Genomic DNA, 24,830 nt, shown 5'->3' with positions numbered 1-24,830 from the left:
CCCTGGACATACATCTCCATCAGGGCCGAGACCAGCGCCTTCTCCGAGCGCTGATAGCGCTCGAACAGGCTGGTGGAGAACTGGCCGTTGCGGTCCCGGGGGACCCGCAACTCCAGCTTGCCCACGCGCGTGATCAGGGTGCGCGGGTAGTACCCGGCCCGGTAGCCCAGGCGGCCCTCGGTGCGCTCGCCCGGCGCCGCCTGGAGCTGGTCGCTCATCTCGGCCTCCAGGACCTGCTGGACCGCCTCGCGCACCAGCGTGCGCATCAGTTCCTCGTCCGTCCCCAAAAGCGCTCGCAGTGACGTGCGATCCGCAGTAGCCTGGCTCTTGTGAGTGGTCATGGTCTCGCCCTCCTTGAGGGGTTCCGGTGGTCGCTAACCAACCCGAATACCATGGCCGCTCACCTCCTGCCAGCTTCTGCACACAACTCAGCACACTACTCCGAGACCACGCGCCCACCGAATGGAAGGTGCCCGTCTGGGCAGGGTCCGTGGGCCGGGTTTGAGCGGGGGATAAACTGCCCCAGAGCACGTCGTTTGCCGGAGGGGTAAAAGCACCGATACCTACCCGAAGACAACACCGAGAGCCGGGCGGGCAGGGGCTATGAAATCGCGTTCTTCTTCATGCGATACAGCAGGGTGTCGCGTGTGATCCCGAGCAGGCGGGCAGCGCGCGAGCGATTGCCGGCGGTACGCTCCAGGGCCTGCCGGATCAGGTCGATCTCCAGGCGTTCCAGGCTCAGACCGTCGGGCGGGATCACCCACGGGCCGTGTTTTTGGTCGCGCGGCGACTGCATCCAGGAATCAGGCAGATCCTGCGGCCGGATCGTCTGACCGGCCATGAAGATCACACAGCGCTCGACCAGGTTCTTCAGCTCACGCACGTTACCAGGCCATGGCCAGCATTCGAGCCAGCGCACCAGCTCTGGCGTGAAGTGTGGTGGTTCAAGCTCATGGGCGGTGGCGAGCTCCAGGCGGAAATGCTCCACCAGACGCCGCACATCGCCCTGGCGCTGCCGCAAGGGTGGCATTTCCAGCGGCACCACAAACAGGCGAAAGAACAGATCCGCGCGGAACCGGCCCTCGGTCACATGCTGGTTCAGGTCTTGGTGGGTCGCGGCGATGATGCGGACATCCACCTTCTCGGGGCGAGCCGCCCCCAGCGGCTGGCATTCGCCGCTCTCCAGAAAACGCAGCAGCTTGGCCTGTGCCCCGGGAGGCAATTCGGCGATCTCGTCAAGCAGCAGGGTGCCGCCATCGGCCTGGCGAATCAGGCCGGACTGGGCCTCGTGTGCCCCGGTGAAGGCCCCGCGACGGTGACCGAACAGCTCCGACTCGACCAGATCGGCCGGCAGGGACGCGCAGTTCACGCTGATCAGCGGTGCCGCACTGCGCCGACTGTGCGCATGGATCCGGCGCGCCAGCCGTTCCTTGCCGGTTCCGCTCTCGCCCTGAACCAATACGGTCGCGTCGGTACGCGCAACCAGATTCGCCTGCCGCATCAGCGCCTGCAGTTCGGGGGAGTCACCAATCAGTTCGGGAGGGACGTCCATCAGACAACATCTAACCGGATTAACAGGACTGAAAGCCTGCCCGGACCCGCCCCGTCTGGCAAGGCATGCGACGCGGCGCGGCAGCAGTCAAAGTGCGAGCTTTGCCGCGCCCGGTATGGCATTTGCCACACCCTCGGCGTAGGCTCCCACGGAGCGACCGCGCGCAAAACACTCCTCCGAACAGTGTGTTGAGAGGGCCCACGCGGGCTGGCACGGGGTTTGCCCCTGTCCTGGCTCCTGATGGACAAAGGAGCAGGATGCAATGAAAGCGCGATACGCCTTGCCGGGCTGTCTGATGGGTGCGGGCCTGATACTCGCCGTTATGCCCCTGGCAGCCGATGAACTGCCGCGGCTGAGCCCGGTGGTTATTACGGCTTCGCCCATGACCGGTCCAGGCGTGGTGACCACCGACCCGCGCCAGCCCCGCCTGCCGCTGCCCGCCCACGACGGCGGCGCCTATCTCGGCTTCATCCCGGGGTTCACGGTTAGCCGCAAGGGCGGCACCAGTGGAGACCCGGAGCTGCGTGGGCTGGGCGGCTCGCGCCTGTCGATCCTGCTGGACAACGCCCCGATCCTCGGCGGCTGTGAAGGGCGGATGGACCCGCCAACCGCCTATGTCTACCCCCAGGCCTATGAGCATATCGAGGTCACCAAGGGACCGCAGAGCGTTCGCTATGGTGCCAGCCCCGCCGGCGTGGTGCGCTTCGAGCGCGAGGCCCCGCGGTTCGAAACCGCCGGAGAGGTCCGGGGCTTTACGGGGATCACTGTGGGTCGCTTCGACCGCTTCGATCTGGTCACGGATATCGCGACCGGGAACGAGCACGGCTACATCCGCGGCATTGGCACCCTGTCCGACCAGTCCGACTATCGCGATGGTGACGGGAATACCGTGCACTCGCAGTACTCGCGCTGGAGTGGCACCGGCATTGTCGGATGGCGCCCGGATGACGACACTCTGGTCGAGTTTACCCTGGACCGCTCGGATGCCGAAGCCGCCTACGACGATCGGGGCATGGACGGCACGCAATTCGAGCGCAATGGCTACAGCCTGGCCGTGACCCGAGAGCGCCTCGCACCCTGGCTGGACCAGATCGAGGCCCGGGTCTTCTACAACGAAATCGACCACGTGATGGACAACTTCACGCTGCGCGAGCCACCGGGCATGCCGATGGTCCGCTACCCCGACCGTGTCACGACCGGGGCGCGCCTCGCCGCTGATTTCGTGCTGCCGGGCGAGGCCCTGCTGCACGCGGGGGCCGAATATCAGCGCAACCGGCACCGCGACAACCGCCTGATGGGCATGGCGGCGTTCGGCTGGCGTGACGTGCCACGCAACGACACCGCCCGGTTCCGCGATACCGGCGTGTTCGCGGAGCTGGAGTATCCGCTGACGGACACCCGCCGCCTGGTCACGGGGCTGCGCATGGATCGCTCGCGGGCCGCGGCCCAGGACGAAAACGGATTCGGCGGGGCCGCGGCCGGGAGCGTCGACAGCAGCAACCAGATGAGCGGCTTCCTGCGGGTCGAACAGGACTTCGCGGCCTGGCCGGCCACCGGGTACCTGGGTATCGGGCGGGCCGAACGCGCCGCCGACTTCTGGGAACGCCGTCGCGTGTTCGAGCTGGAGACCGAGACGCTCACCCAGTTCGATCTGGGAGTACAGGTCCATCATGGCGATCTGACCGGATCGCTGGCCGTGTTCTACGGTCAGTTCGATGACTACATCCTGATCGCCCGCGAGGCCCCCGAGGCGCGTAATGTCGATGCCACCACCTATGGCGCAGAGCTGGACCTGGCCTGGGCGCTGCACCAGCACTGGACCGCCCGCGCCGGCGCAGCCTGGGTACGCGCTCGGAATGACAGTGATGGCGTGCCCCTGGCACAGACGCCCCCCGCCGAGCTCACCCTGGGCCTGGAGTACGCGGCCGGGAACCGCTTTGCCGGGGCGCAGGTGCGCGGCGTTGCGCGCCAGGACCGCATCCACCTCGATCACGGCACCATCTACAGCTTTGATACCGAGGAAACGCCCGGATTTGCCACCGTCGCGGTCTATGCCGGGATGGAGGTCTTCGGAAACTCGCGGGTCACCTTCGGTATCGACAACCTGTTCGACCGCAGCTACCGCGAGCATATCCAGCGCGGTCAGGCCGAGCTCGGCACCGCGACACGCTCCATCAACGATCCGGGGCGAACGCTATGGGCCAACTGGACCGTGGAATTCTGATCCAATCTCGGGCGCAAGGATTTCGCCGGCAGCCCACTACGAGGAAGCAAGAAATGAACACATCCATTCGCACGCTTTGCGCATTCGCGCTGGTCGGTCTGTTCGCCACATCCGGTGCACATGCCCATCATGTTGAGGGCCACGAAGAGCCGGGGTTCTGTGACTGCATGGAGGGCGTCGAGATCGATGAACGGCCCTGGGTGCGCCTGATGCCCCCCGGAATGCCCAGCACCGCGGCTTACATGACCTTGCGCAACACGACGGACGAAGACATCGAGATCGTGTCCGGGTCGTCGCCGGTGGCGGCGGTCACCGAGCTTCACGATCATGTGGAAGACGACGCGGGCGTGATGCGCATGCGCGAGGTGGAAGCCATCACCATTCCGGCCGGGGGCGAAGTTGCGCTGCAGCCGGGCGGCCTGCATGTGATGCTGATTGACCTCCACGAGCCCCTGCAGAAGGGCCAGGAAGTCTCTATCGAGCTGCATACCCGCTCAGGCGAGGTGTTCACCGTGGAGGCCGAAGTCCGGCGAGCCGATGGAGGGATGGGTCATGGCCACGGACAGGGCCATGGGGCCGGTGGCCATCACCATCACTGACCCGTCAGGGGGCCAGACACCTACCCGGTGGCGCCGATCCAGAACTCGATGGAGCGGCCGAGGAACTCGTCCCAGGTCATGTAGTGCGAGCCGTCACAGGAGAAGGTCAGGCTGACCATGCCATTGAACAGGTTGATGGAGGCGGAGCGCAGATAGATGGTCTCGTCCGCGTAGCGCAGGGCCTTCAGCCCCTCCAGTACCCGGCCGACCTCGTCCTTCGGGATGAGTGCCTCCTCGGGGTACGGCTCGTGCGGAAACGCCAGGCACACGTCCGGATCGCCGAGGGATTCGTGGGTCAGGATGCGGTAGCGGTACGGGTCCTCGGTGGTCCACAGCGTGGCGCGTGAACTGGAGAAGTGGAATACCCCCTGAAACACCCCGCGCTCGGTGAACAGTTCCTCGATGATGGCCAGGGCCGTATCCATGTTCTGGTCCATCAGGCTCTCGGTACGGCTCTGCAGGAACAGCGTGCCGCGGATGGACGGATCGCCCTTGATCTGCCGCCACTCGTTCGGCTCTTCGTACAGGTCCTCGGAAAAGTCGGGCAGGTTGCGCAGGTCAAAGTCCGCTCCGAGAAAGCCCAGCGCATTGCCGTCGCTGTCGCGAACCAGCTGCAGCGCGGTCAGCGAGGGCCGCCGTCCGAGCAGGCTGATGTAGGCATCCGAAAGCAGAAAGCCCGTCGCCGGCACGACCTCCTTCATGTACGGGCGTTGTGACCGGTCGCGCCCGAAATGCTCCGGCAGTACGCCGCTGCGCGAGATGTTGTCGGAGAGCTGGATGCCCCGGGTATTCAGGGCATAGACGAACGTGGCCTCCGGGATCTGGCGGATAGCCTCTTCCAGAATCGAGTCCAGGTCCTCGCGGCGCGGCCAGACCGCGGACAGCCGACGCGCGATGTTGGCCAGAGGCTCCTGCAGCTTGTTCTCGAGGTAGTCGCGCTGGTGCTCGATCGCCTTCTTCAGTTCCGTCATGGTGCGGTGTCGTCTCCTTTCGGTGCGGCGCGGATTATCCCCGATCGAGGGTTTCGTTGTCGTGAAGGGCCTCGTGGGTCCATGCGTTTGGCACTTCGCGTTGCGCAAAAGGTCCGAGCAGGAACCGTGCCGACAAACCTGATGACCGATGCCCGAAACCACAACCTCCCTTACCACCTTGACTGCCCGTGCCGCGCGCCCAGAGGATCTCGATGCCATCAACCGCCTCGTCGCCGAGGCGATTGAGGACTGGCCGTTGCCCGAACGCGTGCGCCGCCTGGCCCTGCCGGCCTACCGCTACACCGAGGCCGACCGGATGTTCCTCGACATGGTCGTGCTGGAGTGCGCAGGCGACGTGGTCGGCGTCGCGGCCTGGGAGGCGGCGGGGGCCCAAGAACTGCCGGAGGGTATACCGGATGGCCTTCTGCTCCACGGCCTCTATGTCGGGCGCGCCGCGCGCGGGCAGGGGGTGGGGCGGCAACTGGTCGAGGCCAGTCGCGCCGCCGCGAGGGAGGCCGGTGTCGCCGGGGTGCTGGTCAAGGCCCAGGCCTCCGCCGCCGGTTTCTTCGCCGCCATGGGCTTCGTCCCGGTGCCGGTCCGCGATCGCGACCGGGATTACGAACAGCGTTACTGGTGGCCGGCGAAGGGCGCGTCCTCTCCGCCCTGAGCTCAGCGCCGCGGGCGCTTGCGGTGCCACTGTCGGGCAAACAGCCCCACGATGATCGCCATGGCCAGAAGGCCCAGGCCCAGCGGCCACGCGTGTTCCGGAGCGCTCAGGAAGTGAAGCAACGAGAACCCTTCGCCATGGCCGTGCCCCGGGTGGGCCAGAGCGGGGCTGCTGGCGAGCGTGAGGACTGCGGGAATCAACGGGCGCATCGACATCGGGGGTTCCTCCTGATTGAACCGGGGGGATCACCATAACGCCCGACGGCCGCCGCCGTCATGCGCGTGATCCCGTGTCGTCGTGAGCACTCCATCGGGCGGTTTCCGTGGTCCCTCGGCAGGCGCTGCAAACAGCGACTCAGCAGATGCGGGGCAACTGCTCGCCGGCCGGCAGGATCACCCGGCGTTCCACGCCGGTCGCGAGGCGTCGGATGACCGCGGGTTCGCCCGCCTCGGCCTGGCCGATCGCAACGGCCCCGGCCGTCTCCGGTCGTGACCGCAGCACGCTCAGGGCATGTTCGGCCGCGGGTTCCGGCACGGCGGCCAGGAAGCGCCCCTCCGAGGCGCTGTGCAGCGGGTCCAGCCCGAGGATCTCGCAGGCCCCGCGCACGTCCTCGCGCACCGGGATGGCTGCGTCCTCCAGTATCAGGCGGCAGCCCGAGGCGTCCGCCAGTTCCTGCAGCGCGGCCACTGTGCCGCCGCGGGTGGGGTCGCGCAGGGCATGCACGGGCACATCGGCTGCCAGCAGCGCGGCCACTGCCCCGGCGACCGGGGCGCTGTCGCTGGGGATCGGCGGGTCCAGTCCCAGGCCCTCGCGCGCGGCCAGGATGGCGACGCCATGTCGGCCCAGGTCACCGCTGGCCAGCAGCATGTCGCCCGGCCAGATCGCGTCCGGTGCGATCCGCACCCCCTCCGGCACGACGCCCACCCCGCTGGTGTTGAGGTAGGCCCCGTCGCCGCGCCCGCCCTCGACCACCTTGGTATCGCCGGCCACGACCCGGACGCCGCATTCTTCGGCGGCCGCGCTTACGGAGGCGAGGATGCGCCGCAGGTCCTCCAGGGGCAGCCCCTCCTCGAGGATCAGCCCCAGCGTCAGCCACAGTGGCCGCGCCCCGGCCATCGCCAGGTCATTGACCGTACCGTGCACCGCGAGGCGGCCAATGTCGCCGCCGGGGAAGAACAGGGGGCGCACCACGAAGCTGTCGGTGGTCATGGCCAGGCGTCCGTCCGGTCCGTCGAGCACGGCCGCATCGGGGGCGCCGCGAGCGGACGTGCCCAGCGCCGACAGGATCACCTCGTCCAGCAGCTTGGCCTGCAGGCGGCCCCCACCGCCATGCGCGAGGCGGACCACCTCCGTGGTCATGCCCCGCCCCGGTAGTGCAGATAGGCGGCGCAGGCCCCCTCGGAGGACACCATCGGCGCGCCCAGCGGGGTGTCCGGGGTGCACTCGCGGCCGAAGGCGGGGCACTCGGTCGGTCGGCGCAGCCCGCGCAGCACCTCGCCGGCGATGCAGGGCCCGTCCGCACCGGTCGCGGGGGCCGCGATCCCGAAACGCGCGACCGCATCGAAGCGGGCATAGGCCGGGCGCAGGCCCAGCCCGCTGGCGGGCAGGCGGCCCATGCCGCGCCACTCGCGTTCCTCCGGCTCGAACACACGGCTGACCGTATCGCGTGCGGCCACGTTGCCGTCGTCGCGGGCGGCTCGGTCATAGCGGTTCTCGACTCGGGCCTCGCCACGTTCCAGCTGCTCCACACAGGCCCGAATCCCCGCCAGCAGGTCCACCGGCTCGAAGCCCGTCACGACAATGGGCACCCCGAAATGCTCGGCGATCGCCTGATAGGCCGCGGCCCCCTCCACGGTGCAGACATGCCCGGCGGCCAGGAACCCCTGGATACGGTGGTCCGGATCCGTCAGCAGAGCCTCCATCGCTGGGGGTACCAGCGAGTGCGAGACCAGCAGCGACAGGTTGGGCAGCCCCAGGGCCTCGGCCTGCAGTACCGCGATCGCGGCGGCCGGGGCGGTGGTCTCGAAGCCCACCGCCAGCAGCACCACCTCGCGCTGCGGGTGTTCGCGCGCCAGGGCGACCGCATCCAGCGGCGAGTAGATCACGCGCACATCGCCGCCGGCCGCGCGCGCGGCGTTCAGGTCGCCCAGTGCGCCGGGGACGCGCAGCATGTCGCCGAAGGTACACAGCATCACCTCCCGGCGGCGGGTCAGCAGCACGGCCTGGTCCAGAGTCTCGGTCGGGGTCACGCAGACCGGGCAGCCGGGCCCGTGGAGCAGCTCGACCGAGCCCGCCAGCAGGTCGTCCAGCCCGTGGCGCAGGATCGCGTGGGTCTGGCCGCCGCAGACCTCCATCAGGGTCCAGCGCCGGGTGCAGGCCGCGCGGATCGCCTCCGCCTGGCGCAGGATCAGCGCCGGGTCGCGGTATTCGTCGAGGTGCCTCACGGGCCCTCCGGCGCGGGCGGCTCGTGCTCGGGGATCTCGCGCAGTGCGGCCAGGGTGCGTTCGGCCGCGGCCTCGTCGATGGTGGCGATCGCGATGCCGGCATGTACCAGCACGTAGTCGCCCGGCCCGGCCTCCGGCGTGCAGGCCAGCGAGACCGTGCGGGTGACGCCGCCGAAGGCCACGCGCGCCTGGCGGAACAGCGGGTCGTCACCTTCCACGCTGTCGATACGACCGGGGATGGCAAGGCACATCGGCTAAGTCTCCGTTCGGTGGCACAGCGGCCCGGCGCGCGATCACCGCCTGACCGAGCGCCAGCCCGCCGTCGTTCGGCGGTATGTGCTGCGGCCACAACGGGCGGAAGCCGGCGGTTTGCAGGGCGTCCACGCATTGTTGCAGCAGTCCCCGATTCTGGAAGCATCCGCCGGTCAATGCCACGGTCTCGCGTTCGCCCGTCCGGGCGGCCGCCACCGCGAACCGCGCCAGTGCGCTATGCAGCCGCGCGGCGATCGCCCCGGGGGTGGCACCGCCCGCCTGCGCCGCCAGCAGGTCGGTGATCAGCGGGCCCCAGTCCGCCTGCCAGGGCATCGCGTTCTCCAGCTCGAGATCCGGGGCATCCACCACGCCCGGCGCGGCCTCTGCTGCCTGCTGCACCAGCATCGCGGCCTGCCCCTCGAAGCCGGCACCGGTGCGCAGCCCGGTCAGGGCTGCCACCGCATCGAACAGCCGCCCGACGCTGCTGGTCCAGGGCGCATTGACCCCGCGATCCAGGGCGCGGAGCAGCGCTGGCCACTCGGCATCGTCGAACAGGGCCCGCGCCGGGCTGGCCGCCAGGGCCGCCGTATCGCCCGCGAAGTGTGCATGCAGCAGCCCCAGCAGCGCGCGTCGCGGCTCGCGGATTGCGGCCTCGCCCCCCGGCAGTCGGAACGGGCGCAGATGGCCCGCACGCTGCCAGTCACCGTCGGCGTCCACGGTCAGGCACTCGCCCCCCCAGAGCGTCCCGTCCGTACCCAGCCCCGCGCCGTCCCAGACCAGCGCCAGGACCGGGTCCTGCACCCCGTGCTCGGCCAGACAGGCCGCGGCATGGGCGTGGTGGTGCTGCACGGGGAAGACCGGCACGCCCGGGCGCTCGGCGAGTGTGGTAGAGGCATAGTCCGGGTGTCGGTCGCATGTGATGCGCTCGGTCTGCACGCCGCAGAGCCCGGCCAGCGCGCGGGCCTCGCTGTCGAGGCGGCGCAGGGCCGGATCGCTGTCGAGGTCGCCGACGTGGGCGCCGACCACGACCTCGCGGTTCAGGGCCAGCGCCGGTGCCGCCTTGAGGTGGCCGCCCAGCGCCAGCGTGACCGGGCCGGGCTGCGGCAGCGGGATGCGCAGGGGCAGGGCTCCCCGTCCCACGCGCAGGCACTGCGGCTGCCCGGCCGCGATCTGGAACACGCTGTCGTCCAGCGGCCGCGCAATCGGACGGTCGTGGTCGAGGATGGCATCCGCGATCCCGCCCAGCCGAGCCACCGCCTCCTCGCCGGAGATACAAAGCGGTTCGCCGCTGCGGTTGCCGGAGGTGCAGACCAGCGGGGTCGCGAGTGCGTCCAGCAGCAGCTGGTGCAGCGGTGTGGCGGCCCGCATCAGCCCGAGGCGGTTCAGCCCCGGGGCGATGTTGTCGGCCAGCGGCGCGCCGGGCTGGCGATCCACCAGCACGATCGGAGCCTCCGGGGCCTCCAGCAGGCCCCTTTCCGCATCGGATACGTGGGCCAGACAATCCAGCCAGTCGCCGTCCGGCAGCAACACCGCCAGCGGCTTTTCCGGGCGCTGCTTGCGCGCTCGCAGGCGGGCGATGGCCTCCTCGCGGGTGGCGTCCGCCAGCAACTGGAACCCGCCCGCGCCCTTCAGGGCCAGGATCTGCCCCTCGCGCAGGGCCGCCACAGCGGCCTCCAGTGCCGCATCCCCGGTGGCCTGTTCGGTGCCGTCCGGCGCGCGCAGCAGGAGCCGGGGCCCGCAGTCCGGGCAGGCCATCGCCTCGGCATGGAAGCGCCGATCCCCCGGGTTCTCGAACTCCGCACGACAGGCCGGGCACAGCGGGAAGTCATGAAGGGTGGTGCCGGCACGATCCCAAGGCAGCGCCGTGGCAATGCTCCAGCGCGGGCCGCAGGCCGTGCAGGCGGTGAACGGGTAGCGGTAGCGCCGCGCCGTCGGGTCGCGGATCTCGGCCAGGCAGTCGGGACAGGGGGCGCGGTCCGGGGCCAGGGCCGGGGCGCCGCCTCGGTTCGGCCCCGTAGTGAGCCGGAAGCCGGCTGCGCCGGTGGGGGTTACGGGGCTGACAGAGATGTCATTGACACGTGCGGCCACCGGCGCCTCTTGCGCCAGTGCCGAACGAAACGCATCCAGGCGAGCCGCGTCCCCCTCGACCTGGATCACCACGCCCTCGGGCGTGTTGCCGACCGTGCCGGCCAGCGCCAGCCGTTTTGCCAGCGCCGCGACGAATGGGCGAAATCCCACGCCCTGCACCCGGCCGGTGACGACCAGGCGCCAGCGCTCCCGCGCCGGGCTAAGTGTCGCGGGCGTGTTCACGCCACGTCCAGGCTCCGCAGCAGGATCTGTTGCGCCTCGGGGTGGGTCTCGTCGTCGGAGGTCTCCACCTCCAGCTCGGCGCCCTCGGCCAGCGTGCCGCGGGTGCCATCCTCGAAGTGCTCGCGAAAATGCTCCGGCGTGATGTGCGACAGCGCGCCCAGCCAGACCCGCACCCGGGTGACCCGCTCGGCGTTGTTATCCGCCGCCACCTGCTCGATCTTGCGCATCAGGTCGGCCATCAACGAAAACTCGTGCATCCGTGTTCCCCTATCCGAAAAAGCAGGCGTACTCGTCTTTCTCCACCACACTCAGCACATCCTCCAGCGAGGCCAGTTCCGGGTGTGGGTCGTAGCCGTGCCACTTCAGGTCTGCCCGTTGCCAGTAGAGTTTCCAACGGCCCGATTTGCGCACGAACGTGGCCTTGAACACCGGGTGTTCCATGACCCTTGTGGGAGCGTCCATCAGCGGGCGCACTTCGTACAGCACCACGCTTTGGCCTTCGAGACGCCAGACAAGGTCCAGACGGTCTCGAACATGGGCGGGCGGTCGGCGCCTTTCCATGAACCCCTCCATCACTTTTTCAATCCGCTTGCGCTCGAATTCGCTCAGGGCCATATGTATCCGTTCTCCGTTGCTGTCGGGGCCAATCGTTGGCTAGTCGGGGTCGGCAAAGTGACGATCCCGATAGTTTAGAGTGTGTGCCACGAGACAGCGCTGAAGCGATCCTACGGGCAAGGCTGCCCGTGTCCGGCCAAGTCTCCGTAAAGCGCGACCCCTTCCACCAGCCGACCCCCTCGGGAGACCTCATGCAGATTCACCTCGACACCCCGGATCTGATGACCCGCGTACGGCTGGAGTCGCGCTGGCGTTCGGCCGGCGCCGTGGTCACCTCTAGCCAGACACCGGAGGCGCCTGACCTGGTGGTGGTCGATCTCGGCAGCCGTGGCGTGGAAGCGGTATCGAGCTGGCGCGAGCGCTACCCGGACGCAACGATCCTGGCCTTTGGCCCGCACGTGGAAGGGGCCATGCTCAAGGCCGCGCGCCAGGCGGGCGCCGACGAGGTCGTGGTCCGCGGCAAGGTGGCCGATCGGGTTGCTTCCAAGCTGGGGTGCTGATTGAACCGGAAGGCGTTCGGCCGCGTCATCCGGCGCCCGCGCTCACGCCGTACCGCCTCTGCGTGAGGCGGACAGAGCGCGCAGGCGGCGGCGCTGCATCTTGAGGCGATACTCCAGCTCCTTGAACTGGGTGTGCAGTTCCGTGCGCAGCCAGCGGTCGTTCAGGACCTCGCGCCCGGCCCGCATGTTGCGCGCATGGACCTCCTGCCACTGGTTCACGATTTCACGGAAGCGCTGGTACTCGCGCTCCAGGGTCGCGCGCCAGTTGTCGTGGATTGCGCCCGCTGTGTCGGCGTTGAGCAGCCGGCGAAACTCGGTGTGCAGCCGCGCGCGCAGGATCTTGAAGCGCGGCGTCCAGCGCCGGTCATACACCAGTCCTGTCCAGGCAAAAAGGTTGATCAGCCATTTCGAGGGGTCGTACTGCCACCAGCGCACCCCGTTGCGGTAGTCCGCCTGAAAGGCGTGGTGGAAGTTGTGGTACCCCTCGCCCCAGGTGAGCAGGGCGACCAGGCCGTTGTCCACGGCGGTGTTCTCGTCGCTGTAGGGGCGCCGGCCCCACCAGTGCGCCAGGGAGTTGATGAAGAACGTGAAGTGGTGGCTGAGCACCAGGCGCAGCACGCCGGACAGCAGCAGCATGCCGACCACATCGCCGAACGCCAGCCCCAGCAGCAGCGGCAGGCCCAGATTCAGCCCCCATGCGAGCGTCCAGTAATGACGGTGCTGCCACATTACCACCGGGTCCTTCGCCAGGTCCTTCACGCGCGAATAGTCGGGCTCGCTGGTGGGCCAGTTGCGCAGCATCCAGCCCATGTGGGCGTGCCAGAAACCGCGCTTGATCGAATGCGGATCGCGGTCCACGTCATCCACGTAGCGATGATGTACGCGATGCCGCGCGCCCCAGTTGTAGATGCTGTTCTGCAGTGCCAGGGCGCCACACAGTGCCAGCACAACGCGCAGAGGCCCACGCGCCTTGAGGGTGCGGTGCGCCCACAGCCGGTGATAACCGACCGTGACGCCCAGCCCGCTCAGCACCAGGAACAGCCCGAAGAACAGCCAGGCCGCGCCGCTGAAACCCTGGGTGAACCACCACCACGGCACCAGCGTGACGGCGGCCAGGTTGGTCAGTACGAAGAAAACTGCCGGGGTCCAGGCAATCGGAGGGGAGCGTTCGGACATCGGGGAGACCTGCTGACGATCGGGGCGAGCGAGGGTGCTCGTTCATTCATACTGTATGAGACCACTGCGGGCGCAAGAAATGCCCTTGTGCCGGAAGGCCGGCCCCAGCGACCGGTCGGATGCGGGGCATTCCACCGGAGCCGACGTTCGGCGCCGGGTCTTTCCAACCGTGTCGGGCCTACCTGTAAGATATGACGCTTGTTTCGAAGGCCGGCCCGGTCGCTCCCGTGGCCGAATACCCGCCATTGCTGGCCACGTCGAGTCACCGACTACGGCCCGTTACATCCAGCGATCAAAGGGAGTGATTGATGGGCCTCGGTGTTGGACTCGTGGTGCTGGCGGCTTTCTTCTGGGGGTTGTCCGGCGGGATCGGCGGCATCCTGATGGCCGAGGGCTGGGACGCCTTCGTGGTCTCGTTCTACCGCGGTGCCATCGGCCTGCTGTTCGTGCTGATCTGGCTCGCCTGGCGTCCCGGTGGCAGCGGGCTGGGCAGCGCCAAGATGTGGTTCTGGTCGGCCGTGGCCGGGCTGGGCGTGGCCGGCAACTTCGCGTTCTACTTCCTCAGCATCGCGCATGGCAGTGTGGCGGTCGCCGCCACGTTGATGTACTGCGCCCCGGTGTTCGTCTACATCATCTCCTTCGCCCTGCGGCTGGAATCCCCGACCACGCTCAAGCTGGTGGCCATCGCGATGGTCATGGTCGGCATCGTGCTGCTGACCCAGATCTACGACACCGGAGCGGGCAATGTGACCCTGATCGGCGCCGGTGCCGGCCTGTTGGCGGGCCTGTCCTACGCGATCTTCATCTTCGGCTTCAAGTACGCCGGGCAGCACGGCAGCCCGCAAGCGATCCTGACGATTGCCTTCGGTGTGCTGGTCATCCTGCTGATGCTGCCGGGCGACAATACCCAGATGGTGGAGGTCCTGAGCACCTCCGACTGGCCGCTGTTCCTGGCCCTCGGCATCTTCGGTGCCGGGCTGTCGTTCGCGTTCTACATCAATGGCTTGCGGACTACGGCCCCCGCCGTTGCCTCGATCGTCGCGATGATCGAACCGGTCACCGCCACGCTGTTCGGCGTGGTGATCCTGCACGAAAGCCTGGCACTGGTTCAGATCATCGGCATGGCCCTGATCCTGGTCACCGTCACCGCCCTCAGCGTGTCCTCCCGCGCCACGCCGCCCCCGGTCCCCGAGCGGGGCCGCGACGCCGAGTAGCGTTGTCGCACGGAGTTCCGGATCGCCCGCGCGATCCCTCCTGCCGGGCGGCAGGCCTTTGATGCGCGGGGAGATGCCACGCCGGTCTGCAGGGCTGGTATCCTCGCAGCCTGTTGATGGTGGCCGCTGCGGGCGGTCGCGCACGATCTTTCCGGGCTCGCCCGGACCGAGGATTCTGGAGGCTGCATGAGCAGTACGCACCGACCCACCGATATCCAGCTGCATCAGAAGTCGCGCATCCTGGAGTTGACTTACTCCGACGGTTCGCATTTCGAGCTGCCCTGCGAGTTCCTGCGCGTGTACTCGCCCTCGGCCGAGGTGCGCGGGCACGGGCCGGGCCAGGAGGTGCTGCAGGTGGACAAGGAGGACGTGAACATCACCGCGATCGAGCCGGTCGGCAACTACGCGGTGAAGCTGGTGTTCTCCGATGGTCACGACACCGGCATCTACGACTGGGACTATCTGCACAAGCTCGGCACGGAGCAGGAAAGTCTGTGGCAGGATTATCTGGATCGGCTGAAAGAGGCCGGCCACGAGCGCAAGACGCACTGACAACGGCAGCTTGATGAAAGAAGAACCCGGCAAGACCCACTTCGGCTACCAGACCGTACCCGAGTCCGAGAAGGCCTCGCGGGTCGGCGAGGTCTTCCATTCGGTCGCATCGCGCTACGACGTGATGAACGACCTGATGTCGATGGGCATCCATCGCATCTGGAAGCGCTACACCCTGGAGCGCACCGGGGTGCGCCCGGGCATGAAGATCCTCGACCTGGCCGGGGGCACCGGGGACCTGGCCGGGGCCTTCGCCCCACGTGTCGGGCCGAAGGGGCAGATCGTGGTCTGCGACATCAACGCCTCGATGCTGGAGGCCGGGCGCGACCGCATGCTGGACGAGGGCCATGTGGGCAACCTCGACTTCGTGCAGGCGGACGCCGAACAGTTGCCCTATCCGGATGACTACTTCGACCGCGTAACCATCGCCTTCGGCCTGCGCAACGTGACCCGCAAGGAACGCGCACTGGCCGAGATGCGCCGGGTGATCAAGCCGGGCGGGCGCGTGCTGGTGCTGGAGTTTTCGCAGCCGATGGCGCCGCTGCGCCCGCTCTACGATGTCTATTCGTTCAAGATGCTGCCGCTGATGGGCAAGCTGGTCGCCAACGATGCGGACAGCTACCGCTACCTGGCGGAGTCCATCCGCATGCACCCGGATCAGGAGACCCTGGCCGGGATGATGCGCGACGCCGGCCTGGAGAGGGTCGAGTACGACAACCTGACCGGCGGCATCGTCGCGCTGCATCGCGGCACAAAACTGTAACGTTTTCATGGCCGAACCCTTCGCTCTGCCCAGTCCGTTCACGGCCCTGATCGAGGCCACGCTGAACGAACACCTGGCGAGCGCGCCGGAGAAGGACCGGGCGCGCCTGGCCGGGCGCGCAATCGCCATCGTGATCGAGCCCCCGGGGCTGGCCCTTTCGCTGGTCGGGGCTGCCGACCGACTGCAGGTCATCGGCGGTGTCGAGGAGCCGGTGGATGTGCAGCTGACGGGCTCGCCCCTGTCGCTGGCCGCGGCGCTGGGCCGTGACGACCGTTCCGGGCTGACCATCACCGGTGACGCCACCGTGCTCTCCGATCTGCAGCATGCGCTGCGGGATTCCGGAATCGACTGGGAGGGGCTGTTCGAGCGCTTTGCCGGCGCCGGGGCCGCCGGACCGCTGCGCCACCTGCTCGATCAGGCCCGCGGCAGCCTGCGCCACCTCGGCCGCCGCTCCGCCGAGGATACCGCCGACTATCTGCGCGACGAGCTCGAGTGGCTGCCGGCCGGCGGGGCCTTCGAGGCCTTTGCCGAGGACGTCGCCGACCTGCGTGACGGGGTCGCCCGCCTAGATGCCCGGCTGCGCCGTCTGGAGGCACAGTCCTCCGCACCTGACGACCGGCAGGCCTGATGCGCCGCGCGCTGTACCGGGGCCTGCGGCTGTGGACCATTGCGCGGGTCCTGGTGCGCTATCGCCTCGACGTCATCCTGTTTACGCTGAAGCCGCTGCGCCCGCTCAGCTTCCTGCTCTACCTCGCGCCCTGGAACTGGTTTCGCCGTACCGAAGGCACGCGCGGCGAGCGCATCCGCCGCGCGCTGGAGGACCTGGGGCCGATCTTCATCAAGTTCGGGCAGATGCTGTCCACCCGGCGCGACCTGCTGCCGGACGACATCGCGGTGGAGCTGGCCCGGCTGCAGGACCGCGTACCCCCGTTCCCGTTCGAGCAGGCACGCGCCCTGATCGAGGCCGAGCTGGAGCGCCCGATCGAGATCGCCTTCGCCACCTTCGAGGACACGCCGATCGCCTCGGCCTCCATCGCCCAGGTACACGCGGCCACGCTGCAGGATGGGCGCGAGGTGGTGGTCAAGGTCGTGCGCCCCGGCATCCTCAAGACCATCCGCGCGGATCTCGAGGTGATGCACCTGATCGCGGACCTGGCCGATCGCTACTGGTCCGAGGCCAAGCGCCTGCGCCCGCGCGAGGTGGTGGACGAATACGAAAAGACCGTCACCGACGAGCTGGACCTGATCCGCGAGGGTGCGAACGCCGCCGCGATCCACCGCAACTTCGAGGACAGCCACCTGCTGTACATCCCGGAGATCATCTGGGACTACACGCGCCGCAGCGTGCTGGTGATGGAGCGCATCGGCGGCATCCCGGTGGCCGACATCGCCGCGCTGCGCGAGCGGAACGTGGATCTGAAGCTGCTGGCCGAGCGCGGGGTGGAGATCTTCTTCACCCAGGTGTTTCAGCACAACTTCTTCCACGCCGACATGCACCCGGGCAACATCTTCGTCGATGCCACCCACCCGGACGACCCGACCTACCTGGCGGTGGACTTCGGCATCGTCGGCTCGTTGCTGGACTCCGACCAGCGCTATCTGGCGGAAAACTTCCACGCCTTCTTCAACCGCGACTACCGCCGCGTGGCCGAACTGCACGTGGAGTCCGGCTGGGTGCCGAAGGACACCCGCGTGGACGAATTCGAGGCGGCCATCCGCACCGTCTGCGAGCCGATTTTCCAGCGCCCGCTGGACGAGATCTCCTTCGGCCAGGTCCTGCTGCGCCTGTTCCAGACTGCGCGGCGCTTCAACATGGAGGTCCAGCCGCAACTGGTGCTGCTGCAGAAGACCCTGCTGAACATCGAGGGCCTGGGCCGCCAGCTCTATCCACAGCTGGACCTGTGGACCACCGCCAAGCCATTCATCGAGAAGTGGATGCACGAACGCATGGGCGTGCGCGCGTTCATCCGCAACGCCCAGCAGCACCTGCCGCGCTTGCTGGCCCATCTGCCGGAGATCCCGATGCATCTGGAGAAGGCGTTGACGGTGGAGGAGCAGCGCGCCGAGCGCGACGCCGCACTGCGCCGCCAGATCCTCGAGCTGGAAGACGGACTGAGACGACAGTCCCGACGACGCAACGAGGGCTGGGCCGGGGTCGCGTTGCTGGCGCTGGCCGGCCTGGCTACGCAACTGGAGGTGGCCAGCTGGCTGGGACTGCCCTGGCCGACCTGGCCGCTCGCCTTCGCCGGTGCCGGCGTGCTCCTGCTCGGTTTGCGCCCCGGTCCGCGGCGGCGGCGCCGAGACGTGAACGCCTGACCCCTACAAAGCCCCGCCCGACGATCGAATCCGACCGCTGAGCGGCGCGCGGCTGCTGTATTAACAAACCCTGTTTGTTCCCGGCGGGATGCCTTTTTAAGCTACAGACTCCCCGCACGGACGCCGGGGCGCCCCCAGTCCATCGAACAAGAGGACCGCATGGCCCGCAGGCGCCGCCTTTTCCGACTCGGGATTCGCCAGAAGGTGGTGCTGGTCCTGCTGACCGTGCTGCTGACCGCGCTTTCGATCAGCGGCTATCTGGTCCTGCGCGATGTCGAGCAGAACGTCCTCAGCGAAACCGATCGCCGCGGCGGCGAGACCGCCGACTCCCTGGCCCGGTCGCTTTCCTTCAGCGTGGTGGGCTACGACTACCACACCATCCAGTTGCTGCTGGACCAGTTCGTCGAATCGGGCGGCGTGGTGCATGCGCGCGTCTTCAGCGATCGCGGCAACACCATGGCGGAGGCGCAGCATCCCGAACGCATGGAGCTCGAACGCGTGGCGTTCGACCGACCCATCGAACTGGACGGACGAGCCGTCGGGCACCTCGAGATCGAACTCAGCATCGAGCCCATCCTGGCCCAGCTGGAACAGCAAAAGGCCTCCCTGATCCGCCGCGAGGTGGCCGTGATCGCGCTGATCGCGCTGGGCGAGTTCGCCGCCCTGTCCTGGATCATCATCGCCCCGCTGACCCGCGTGTCGCGCGCCCTGGAGTCGAACGTCGACCGCAACGGCGTGATCGTGCGTGACATCGAGGTGCACTCCAATGACGAGATCGGGGACCTGGCGGCCCGGTTCAACCAGATGCGCGCCCAACTCAACGCCGCCAACGAACAACTGCGGGGGCGGGTGGAGTCGGCCGACCGTGAACTGCGGGAGGCCTACGAACGGCTGATCCAGCAGCAAAAGGAGCTGGAATCCTCCAATGCCGAGCTGGAGGCCTTGACCCGCACGGATCCGCTGACCGGCCTGGGCAACCGCCGGGCCTTCCAGGAGGCGATGGAACAGGACATCGCCCTGTTCCGCCGCCACGGCGATCCGGCCAGTCTGCTCATCCTGGACCTGGATAACTTCAAGGCCATTAACGACACCTGGGGCCATGACACCGGGGATCGCATCCTCAAGGCGTTCGCCGGGCTCATTCGCGAGCAGTGCCGGGATACCGACACCACATGCCGCATGGGCGGCGAGGAATTCGCCGTGTTCCTGCGCCGCTGCGATGCGCGTGGCGCGCAACGGACCGCGGAGAAGCTGCGGCGCACCGTCGAGGCGATGGAAGTGCCCACGGAGGATGGTGGCCAGCAGTTGCATGTGACCGTCAGTATCGGCATCGCGACGCTCTCGCTGGAGGAGGGTGTCACCTCCTCCAGAGCCCTTTGCCGCGCGGCCGATCAGGCGATGTACTCCAGCAAGCGGCGCGGACGCAACCGCGTGACCAACTACACCACACTGATCCATGAAGACCCGCTGTCAGTCAACTTCGAGGGAGACGAGTCATGAACAAACGGTTCCAGGGAATGCTGCTCGGCGGTCTGCTGGCACTGACCGCATCCGCGGGCGCCGCGGACGCAAATGAACCACTGGTGTTCGGGTCGGTGGCCATGGACATCCCGGCGCAGATGATGGCGCGCCTGGAGCCGTTCACCGAATATCTGGCGGAAACCCTGGAGCGGGACGTGTCCCTGCGCCTGTCGTCCAGCATGCCCGACGCGATCCGCGAGATCGCGGAGGGGCGTTCGGACATCGCCTACCTCACCCCGGTCGCGTATATCCGGGCGAATCAGCGCGGGGACGCCGTACCCCTGGCGCGCACCATCACCAAGGGCGAGGACAGTTTCCGCCTGATGATCGTGGTCGCGGAGGACAGCCCCTTGCAGACCCCCGAGGAACTGGCCGGCAAGCGTTTCGCCTTCGGCGACGAGGCCGCCCTGCTGCAGCGGGCCGCGGTGGTCGACTCCGGGGTTGAACTCAGCGAACTCGGGGAGTACCACTTCCTCGGGCATTACGACAACATTGTGCGCGGGGTCATCAGTGGCGATTTCGATGCCGGCATCCTGAAGGACACCGCTGCCTACCGCTGGGAAGGCGAAGGCATTCGCATCCTGCACGCCTCGCCCTATCTGCCACCGTACGTCATTGCCGCCCGCGCCGGGCTGGACCCGGACCTGCGGGAGCGCGTCCGCGACACCCTGCTGGCGGCGAACCCGGACGACCCGGCCTCGGGCCCGGCCCTGCGCGCGCTGGACGAGAACTACAACGGCTTCGCCCCGGTTCGCGATGCCGACTACGATGTGGTGCGCGAACTGATCGCGCCGTTCGACTGACGGCGGACCTTCGCCACCTTCGGTCCCCGCAACTGTAGGAGGCCAGCCCTCTGGCCGATAGGGGCCTGCCCGACGCCCCATTCGCCAGAGCCCCTATCGGCCAGAGGGCTGGCCTCCTACGGGGAGCGGTCCGGCGCCCGGGGTCAGACGTCGAGGAGCAGGCGCGCCGGGTCCTCGATGGCGTCCTTGATGGCGACCAGGAACTGCACCGCATCGGCGCCATCCACCAGACGGTGATCGTAGGATAGAGCTACGTACATCATCGGCCGGATCACCACCTCGCCGTCCACCGCAACGGGGCGCTCCTTGATCGCGTGCATGCCCAGGATCGCGCTTTGCGGCGGGTTCAGGATGGGCGTCGAGAACAGCGAGCCAAACACACCGCCGTTGGTGATGGTGAAGGTGCCCCCGCGCAGCTCGTCGATATCCAGCTTGCCGTCGCGGGCACGCTCGGCGAAGTCGCGGATGCGGCGCTCGATGTCGGCGACGCTGGCGTTGCCGGTATCGCGCAGCACCGGTACGACCAGCCCGCGCGGTGACGACACCGCGATCCCGATGTCGCTGTAGTGATGGTAGACAATCTCCTCGCCGTCCAGCGCGGCATTGATCACCGGGAAGCGCTCCAGCGCCCGCGTGGCCGCGGCCACGAACAGGCCCATGAAGCCGAGCTTGATGGAATGGCGCTTCTCGAAGGTCTCCTTGTAGCGCCCGCGCAGGGCCATCGCCGCGGACATGTCGATCTCGTTGAAGGTGGTCAGCATCGCGGTGGATTGCTTGGCCTCCAGCAGGCGCTCGGCGATGCGCGCACGCAGCCGCGTCATGGGCACGCGCTCGATGCGTTCGGCACGGTCCGTCGGCTCGGTCGGGCGTTGCGCCGTGCGGGCGGCCGAACCGGAGTCTTCCGCCTGCGCACCCGTACGGGTCCCGGAACCCGCGGCCCGCTGGTCACGAACGCGCTCCACATCCTCGCGCTGGATGCGCCCATCTTCCCCAGTGCCCTCGACCTCCCCGGCACTGAGCCCGGCCTCCTGCAACAAGCGCCGAACGGAGGGAGAGGGCGGCGGCGCACTGCCGGCATCATCCGCGCCCGTACCGGACGCTGCGGACTCGGCAGCGGGCTGCGCGTCGGCGCGCTCCTCCTGTGCGTCGGCAGCCGGGGCGGGCTCGGCAGTCTGCCCCTGAGCCGCGGTCTTCGCCGGCTCCGGTTCGTCACCGGACTCGTCTTCCTCATCCTTTGGCGCGGCCTCGGCCGGCCCCAGATAGCCCAGCACGGCATCGGCCTTGACCACGTCGCCCTCGCTGGCGGACAGCTCCACCAGGGTGCCGGGGCCAGGCGCCGACACCTCGAGGACCACCTTGTCGGTCTCCAGCTCGGCAATGAGTTCATCGCGCTTGACGGGGTCCCCGGCCTTTTTGTGCAGGGCGATCACGGTCGCGTCGGCGACCGATTCGGGGAGTTCCGGGACCTGGATCGGGGTGCGATCGGTTGCCATCTCGCTTCCTTGTGCTGTACGTCAGTTTCGAAGATTCAGGGCGTCGGGTGCGGCGTGTCCCGCGAGCTGATGGGCCCGAACGCACGTTCGAGCAGATCCTTCAGCTGGGCCTTGTGCACCTCGGGGTAGCCGACGGCAGGGGCCGCAGCCGGGGGCCGCGCCACCGCGTGCAGGGTCTGGCCGCGTACCGCCAGCAGCGGGTTGATGCGCGGCGCGACGAACTCCAGATACCCCTGGTTCTCCGGCTCGTCCTGGACCCAGACGAACTCGTCCGCCTCCGGGTAGCGGCCCAGCAGCTCGGTCAGGCGTGCCTCGGGGAAGGGGTAGCACTGTTCCAGGCGCAGGATGGCCGTGTCCGCGTGCTCGCCCTCGGCCTGGCGGGCGGCCAGGTCGTAGAAGATGCGGCCGCTGGTGAGCAGGACGCGCTTCACCCGGTTCGGGTCGTCGATGCCGGCGTCGTCGATGACCGTCTGGTACTGGCCGCTGGCCAGGGCATCGAGGTCGGAGACTGCGTCCTTGTGTCGCAGCAGGCTCTTGGGCGTCATCACGACGAGTGGCTTGCGGTAGGGGCGCAGCATCTGGCGGCGCAGCAGGTGGAACATCTGCGCTGGCGTGGTCGGCACGCAGACCTGCATATTCTCCTGTGCCGCGAGCTGCAGGAAGCGCTCCGGGCGCGCCGAGGAGTGTTCCGGACCCTGCCCCTCGTAGCCGTGCGGCAGCAGCAGGGTCAGACCGGACAGGCGGCCCCATTTCTGCTCCCCGGAGGAGATGAACTGGTCGATTACCACCTGGGCGCCGTTCACGAAGTCGCCGAACTGCGCCTCCCAGATCACCAGGGCCTCCGGGGCGGCGGTGGCGTAACCATATTCGAAGGCCAGCACGCCCTCCTCGGAGAGCAGCGAGTCGATTACCAGGAAGCGCGGATGGTCCGGGTCCAGACGCCGCAGCGGCACGATGGCCTTCCCGGTCTCCTGGTCGTGCAGCACCGCATGGCGGTGGAAGAAGGTGCCCCGGCTGGAGTCCTGTCCGGACAGACGGATGCGGTAGCCATCCTGGATCAGCGCCCCATAGGCCAGAGTCTCGGCCGCGCCCCAGTCGAGCGGCTGTTCGCCCCGCGCCATGGCGACGCGGGCCTCCAGGATCTTCTGCACGCGGTCGTTCGGGCGAAAGCCCTCCGGCGGCGTGGACAGCTGCTCCAGGGTGCGCGCCAGACGCTCGGCGGGCGCACCGGTCTCCACGTCCTGGTCCCAGGTCTGGTTCACGTAGGGGCCCCAGTTGGTCGAAGACCCGGTATGGCCATTGCGCTCGCGCAGCAGCGACAGTGCCACCGGCTGTCCGGCATCCAGCCGGCCGCGGTAGTCCTCCAGGGCCTGATCCTGGGCCTCTTCGGTGGTCAGGCCGTCGCGGATCAGGCGCGTGGCGTAGCGCTCGCGGGTGGTCGGCAGCTCGCGGATGCGGTGGTACATGCGCGGCTGAGTGGCGGCCGGTTCGTCGGCTTCGTTGTGCCCCTGGCGGCGATAGCAGACCAGGTCGATCACCACGTCCTTGCCGAAGCGCATGCGGTAGTCCAGCGCGATCTGGGTGACAAACACCACGGCCTCGGGGTCGTCGCCGTTCACGTGCAGGATGGGTGCATTCACCATCTTGGCCACATCGGTCGCGTAATGGGTCGAACGTGCGTCTTTCAGGGTCGATGTCGTGAACCCGATCTGGTTGTTCACCACCACGTGCACGGTGCCCTTGGTGGAGAACCCCCGGGTCTGGGACATGTTCAAGGTCTCCATGACCACGCCCTGCCCGGCGAACGCGGCATCGCCATGGATCACCACCGGCATCACGCGGTTGCCCTTGCGATCGCCAACGCGGACCTGGCGCGCGCGCACTGAGCCCTCGACTACCGGGGTGACGATCTCCAGATGCGACGGATTGAAGGCGAGCGCCAGGTGAACCGGCCCGCCCGGCGTATCCAGATCCGACGAGAATCCCATGTGGTACTTCACGTCCCCGGTACCGCGATCGTCACGCGGCCGGCCCTCGAATTCGTTGGCCAGTTCCTCCGGCGACTTGCCGAACAGGTTGACCAGCACGTTCAGGCGCCCGCGATGGGCCATGCCGACCACGAGTTCGTGCAGCCCGCGCGCGCCGCCACGCTGGACCAGGGCATTCAGCAGCGGGATCAGGCTCTCCGCGCCCTCCAGCGAGAAACGCTTCTGTCCGACATAGCGCCGGTGCAGGTAGCGCTCCAGGCCCTCGGCCGCGGTGAGACGCTCGAGGATGGCCAGGCGCGTCTCGTCGTCGAAGCCGAACCGGCCATGCGCGGACTCCAGGCGTTCCTGCAGCCAGCGCTTCTCGTCGGTGGCCATCAGGTGCATGTATTCCGCGCCGATACTGGCGCAGTAGGTCTCCTTCAGGACCCGCTCGATGGTATCGAGCGAGACGCGCCCCTCGATAAACAGGGAACCCGGATCGAAGGTGATGTCCGGGCCGACCTGGTCCAGCCCGTGATGCTCGCGGCTCAGCTCGCGCGGCGGCTCGGGGGACTCGCGTTCCAGCGGGTCGAGGCGGGCGCCGAAGTGCCCGAGATAGCGGTAGGCGTTGATGAACTGCAGCACCCGGATCTGCAGTTGTTCGTGCGCCAGGTCCGGACGGTCGGTCGAACGCCGGCGGCGTTCCGGCCGCGACACACCTTCCAGCGAGCGAAAATAGTCGGCCCAGGCGGGCGGGACCGAATCGGGGTCCTCGCGGTAGCGCTCCAGCAGACCCTCGGCAAAGGCCAGATTGTCGGGGTGCAGTTCCTGGCCGGAGACGGGGCTGTCCAGCCGGTGCCGGGATGGCATCTCGTTCATTCGCGGTCTTCC

The 24,830-nt window shown here is 68.3% G+C and carries 24 protein-coding genes; 11 read left to right on the top strand and 13 right to left on the bottom strand.

What is annotated here, in order from left to right; genetic code table 11:
- Together D103_RS0112500 and D103_RS0112495 are read right to left on the bottom strand one after the other, a co-directional pair.
- Nucleotides 1–341, bottom strand: a 341-nt coding sequence (locus D103_RS0112500) for an IS256 family transposase (protein ID WP_026280366.1), incomplete at its 3' end; no start/stop codon positions are given.
- 260 nt (nt 342–601) lie between these two features.
- Nucleotides 602–1,552 (bottom strand): sigma-54-dependent Fis family transcriptional regulator, encoded by a 951-nt coding sequence (locus D103_RS0112495; RefSeq protein WP_018877033.1) that lies wholly within the window; start codon nt 1,550–1,552, stop codon nt 602–604.
- Nucleotides 1,553–1,847: 295 nt separating this feature from the next.
- Between D103_RS0112495 and D103_RS0112490 the strand changes: the two genes are divergently transcribed.
- Both D103_RS0112490 and D103_RS0112485 read left to right on the top strand, forming a co-directional pair.
- Nucleotides 1,848–3,776 (top strand): TonB-dependent copper receptor, encoded by a 1,929-nt coding sequence (locus D103_RS0112490; RefSeq protein WP_038028907.1) that lies wholly within the window; start codon nt 1,848–1,850, stop codon nt 3,774–3,776.
- 53 nt (nt 3,777–3,829) lie between these two features.
- Nucleotides 3,830–4,375: a copper chaperone PCu(A)C gene (locus tag D103_RS0112485; RefSeq protein WP_018877031.1), complete on the top strand. Its 546-nt coding sequence runs from the start codon at nt 3,830–3,832 to the stop codon at nt 4,373–4,375.
- A gap of 20 nt (nt 4,376–4,395) precedes the next feature.
- Here the strand turns inward: D103_RS0112485 and D103_RS0112480 are convergent, their stop codons facing one another.
- Nucleotides 4,396–5,346 carry a PDC sensor domain-containing protein gene (locus tag D103_RS0112480; RefSeq protein WP_018877030.1) on the bottom strand — a complete coding sequence of 317 codons (951 nt, stop codon included), beginning with the start codon at nt 5,344–5,346 and terminating at the stop codon, nt 4,396–4,398.
- Between the two features lie 148 nt (nt 5,347–5,494).
- Between D103_RS0112480 and D103_RS0112475 the strand changes: the two genes are divergently transcribed.
- Complete coding sequence (locus D103_RS0112475; protein ID WP_018867580.1) at nt 5,495–6,013, top strand: GNAT family N-acetyltransferase; 519 nt, start codon at nt 5,495–5,497, stop codon at nt 6,011–6,013.
- A 2-nt stretch (nt 6,014–6,015) separates the two neighbouring features.
- Here the strand turns inward: D103_RS0112475 and D103_RS0112470 are convergent, their stop codons facing one another.
- The 7 genes from D103_RS0112470 to D103_RS0112440 form a co-directional block, all read right to left on the bottom strand.
- Nucleotides 6,016–6,228, bottom strand: a complete 213-nt coding sequence (locus tag D103_RS0112470; RefSeq protein WP_018867579.1) for a hypothetical protein — start codon at nt 6,226–6,228, stop codon at nt 6,016–6,018.
- A gap of 139 nt (nt 6,229–6,367) precedes the next feature.
- A complete protein-coding gene (gene hypE, locus D103_RS0112465) occupies nt 6,368–7,372 on the bottom strand; it encodes a hydrogenase expression/formation protein HypE (RefSeq protein WP_018877029.1) in 1,005 nt (334 codons plus the stop codon).
- A complete protein-coding gene (gene hypD, locus D103_RS0112460; protein ID WP_018877028.1) occupies nt 7,369–8,457 on the bottom strand; it encodes a hydrogenase formation protein HypD in 1,089 nt (362 codons plus the stop codon). Before hypD ends, hypE begins: the two co-directional genes overlap by 4 nt.
- A complete protein-coding gene (locus D103_RS0112455; protein WP_018877027.1) occupies nt 8,454–8,708 on the bottom strand; it encodes a HypC/HybG/HupF family hydrogenase formation chaperone in 255 nt (84 codons plus the stop codon). The genes hypD and D103_RS0112455 overlap by 4 nt, the downstream gene beginning before the upstream one ends.
- Complete coding sequence (gene hypF, locus D103_RS0112450; RefSeq protein WP_018877026.1) at nt 8,665–11,019, bottom strand: carbamoyltransferase HypF; 2,355 nt, start codon at nt 11,017–11,019, stop codon at nt 8,665–8,667. Before hypF ends, D103_RS0112455 begins: the two co-directional genes overlap by 44 nt.
- On the bottom strand, nt 11,016–11,276 hold the full coding sequence (locus tag D103_RS0112445; RefSeq protein ID WP_018863238.1) for a hydrogenase maturation nickel metallochaperone HypA: 261 nt from the start codon (nt 11,274–11,276) through the stop codon (nt 11,016–11,018). Before D103_RS0112445 ends, hypF begins: the two co-directional genes overlap by 4 nt.
- Nucleotides 11,277–11,286: 10 nt before the next feature.
- Complete coding sequence (locus D103_RS0112440) at nt 11,287–11,634, bottom strand: DUF3024 domain-containing protein (protein WP_018877025.1); 348 nt, start codon at nt 11,632–11,634, stop codon at nt 11,287–11,289.
- A gap of 191 nt (nt 11,635–11,825) precedes the next feature.
- On the opposite strand from D103_RS0112440, the gene D103_RS0112435 reads away from it, so the two are divergent.
- The gene (locus D103_RS0112435) at nt 11,826–12,134 is read left to right on the top strand and encodes a response regulator transcription factor (protein WP_018877024.1); all 309 of its coding nucleotides are present in this window, start codon (nt 11,826–11,828) and stop codon (nt 12,132–12,134) included.
- A gap of 42 nt (nt 12,135–12,176) precedes the next feature.
- Here the strand turns inward: D103_RS0112435 and D103_RS0112430 are convergent, their stop codons facing one another.
- Complete coding sequence (locus tag D103_RS0112430; protein ID WP_018877023.1) at nt 12,177–13,310, bottom strand: acyl-CoA desaturase; 1,134 nt, start codon at nt 13,308–13,310, stop codon at nt 12,177–12,179.
- Between the two features lie 308 nt (nt 13,311–13,618).
- Between D103_RS0112430 and D103_RS0112425 the strand changes: the two genes are divergently transcribed.
- The 7 genes from D103_RS0112425 (at nt 13,619) to D103_RS0112395 (ending at nt 20,479) form a co-directional block, all read left to right on the top strand.
- Complete coding sequence (locus D103_RS0112425; RefSeq protein WP_018877022.1) at nt 13,619–14,524, top strand: DMT family transporter; 906 nt, start codon at nt 13,619–13,621, stop codon at nt 14,522–14,524.
- 186 nt (nt 14,525–14,710) lie between these two features.
- The gene (locus D103_RS0112420) at nt 14,711–15,076 is read left to right on the top strand and encodes a gamma-butyrobetaine hydroxylase-like domain-containing protein (protein WP_018867570.1); all 366 of its coding nucleotides are present in this window, start codon (nt 14,711–14,713) and stop codon (nt 15,074–15,076) included.
- A 13-nt stretch (nt 15,077–15,089) separates the two neighbouring features.
- Nucleotides 15,090–15,839: a bifunctional demethylmenaquinone methyltransferase/2-methoxy-6-polyprenyl-1,4-benzoquinol methylase UbiE gene (gene ubiE / locus D103_RS0112415; RefSeq protein ID WP_018867569.1), complete on the top strand. Its 750-nt coding sequence runs from the start codon at nt 15,090–15,092 to the stop codon at nt 15,837–15,839.
- 7 nt (nt 15,840–15,846) lie between these two features.
- Nucleotides 15,847–16,467 (top strand): SCP2 domain-containing protein, encoded by a 621-nt coding sequence (locus D103_RS0112410; RefSeq protein WP_018877021.1) that lies wholly within the window; start codon nt 15,847–15,849, stop codon nt 16,465–16,467.
- Nucleotides 16,467–18,155, top strand: coding sequence for a ubiquinone biosynthesis regulatory protein kinase UbiB (gene ubiB / locus D103_RS0112405; protein ID WP_018877020.1), 1,689 nt, complete (start codon nt 16,467–16,469; stop codon nt 18,153–18,155). The genes D103_RS0112410 and ubiB overlap by 1 nt, the downstream gene beginning before the upstream one ends.
- 159 nt (nt 18,156–18,314) lie before the next feature.
- Nucleotides 18,315–19,655: a diguanylate cyclase gene (locus D103_RS0112400; RefSeq protein ID WP_018877019.1), complete on the top strand. Its 1,341-nt coding sequence runs from the start codon at nt 18,315–18,317 to the stop codon at nt 19,653–19,655.
- Nucleotides 19,652–20,479: a PhnD/SsuA/transferrin family substrate-binding protein gene (locus D103_RS0112395; RefSeq protein ID WP_018877018.1), complete on the top strand. Its 828-nt coding sequence runs from the start codon at nt 19,652–19,654 to the stop codon at nt 20,477–20,479. Before D103_RS0112400 ends, D103_RS0112395 begins: the two co-directional genes overlap by 4 nt.
- Nucleotides 20,480–20,622: 143 nt before the next feature.
- Here D103_RS0112395 and odhB read toward each other — a convergent pair whose 3' ends face one another.
- Nucleotides 20,623–21,972 (bottom strand): 2-oxoglutarate dehydrogenase complex dihydrolipoyllysine-residue succinyltransferase, encoded by a 1,350-nt coding sequence (gene odhB / locus D103_RS0112390; protein ID WP_018877017.1) that lies wholly within the window; start codon nt 21,970–21,972, stop codon nt 20,623–20,625.
- Between the two features lie 35 nt (nt 21,973–22,007).
- Nucleotides 22,008–24,818: a 2-oxoglutarate dehydrogenase E1 component gene (locus D103_RS0112385; RefSeq protein WP_018877016.1), complete on the bottom strand. Its 2,811-nt coding sequence runs from the start codon at nt 24,816–24,818 to the stop codon at nt 22,008–22,010.
- Nucleotides 24,819–24,830: the final 12 nt, after the last annotated feature.

The sequence above is a fragment of the Thioalkalivibrio sp. ALE31 genome, from assembly GCF_000377405.1.
Lineage (GTDB): Bacteria > Pseudomonadota > Gammaproteobacteria > Ectothiorhodospirales > Ectothiorhodospiraceae > Thioalkalivibrio.
This window is presented reverse-complemented; position numbering and strand designations above follow the sequence as displayed.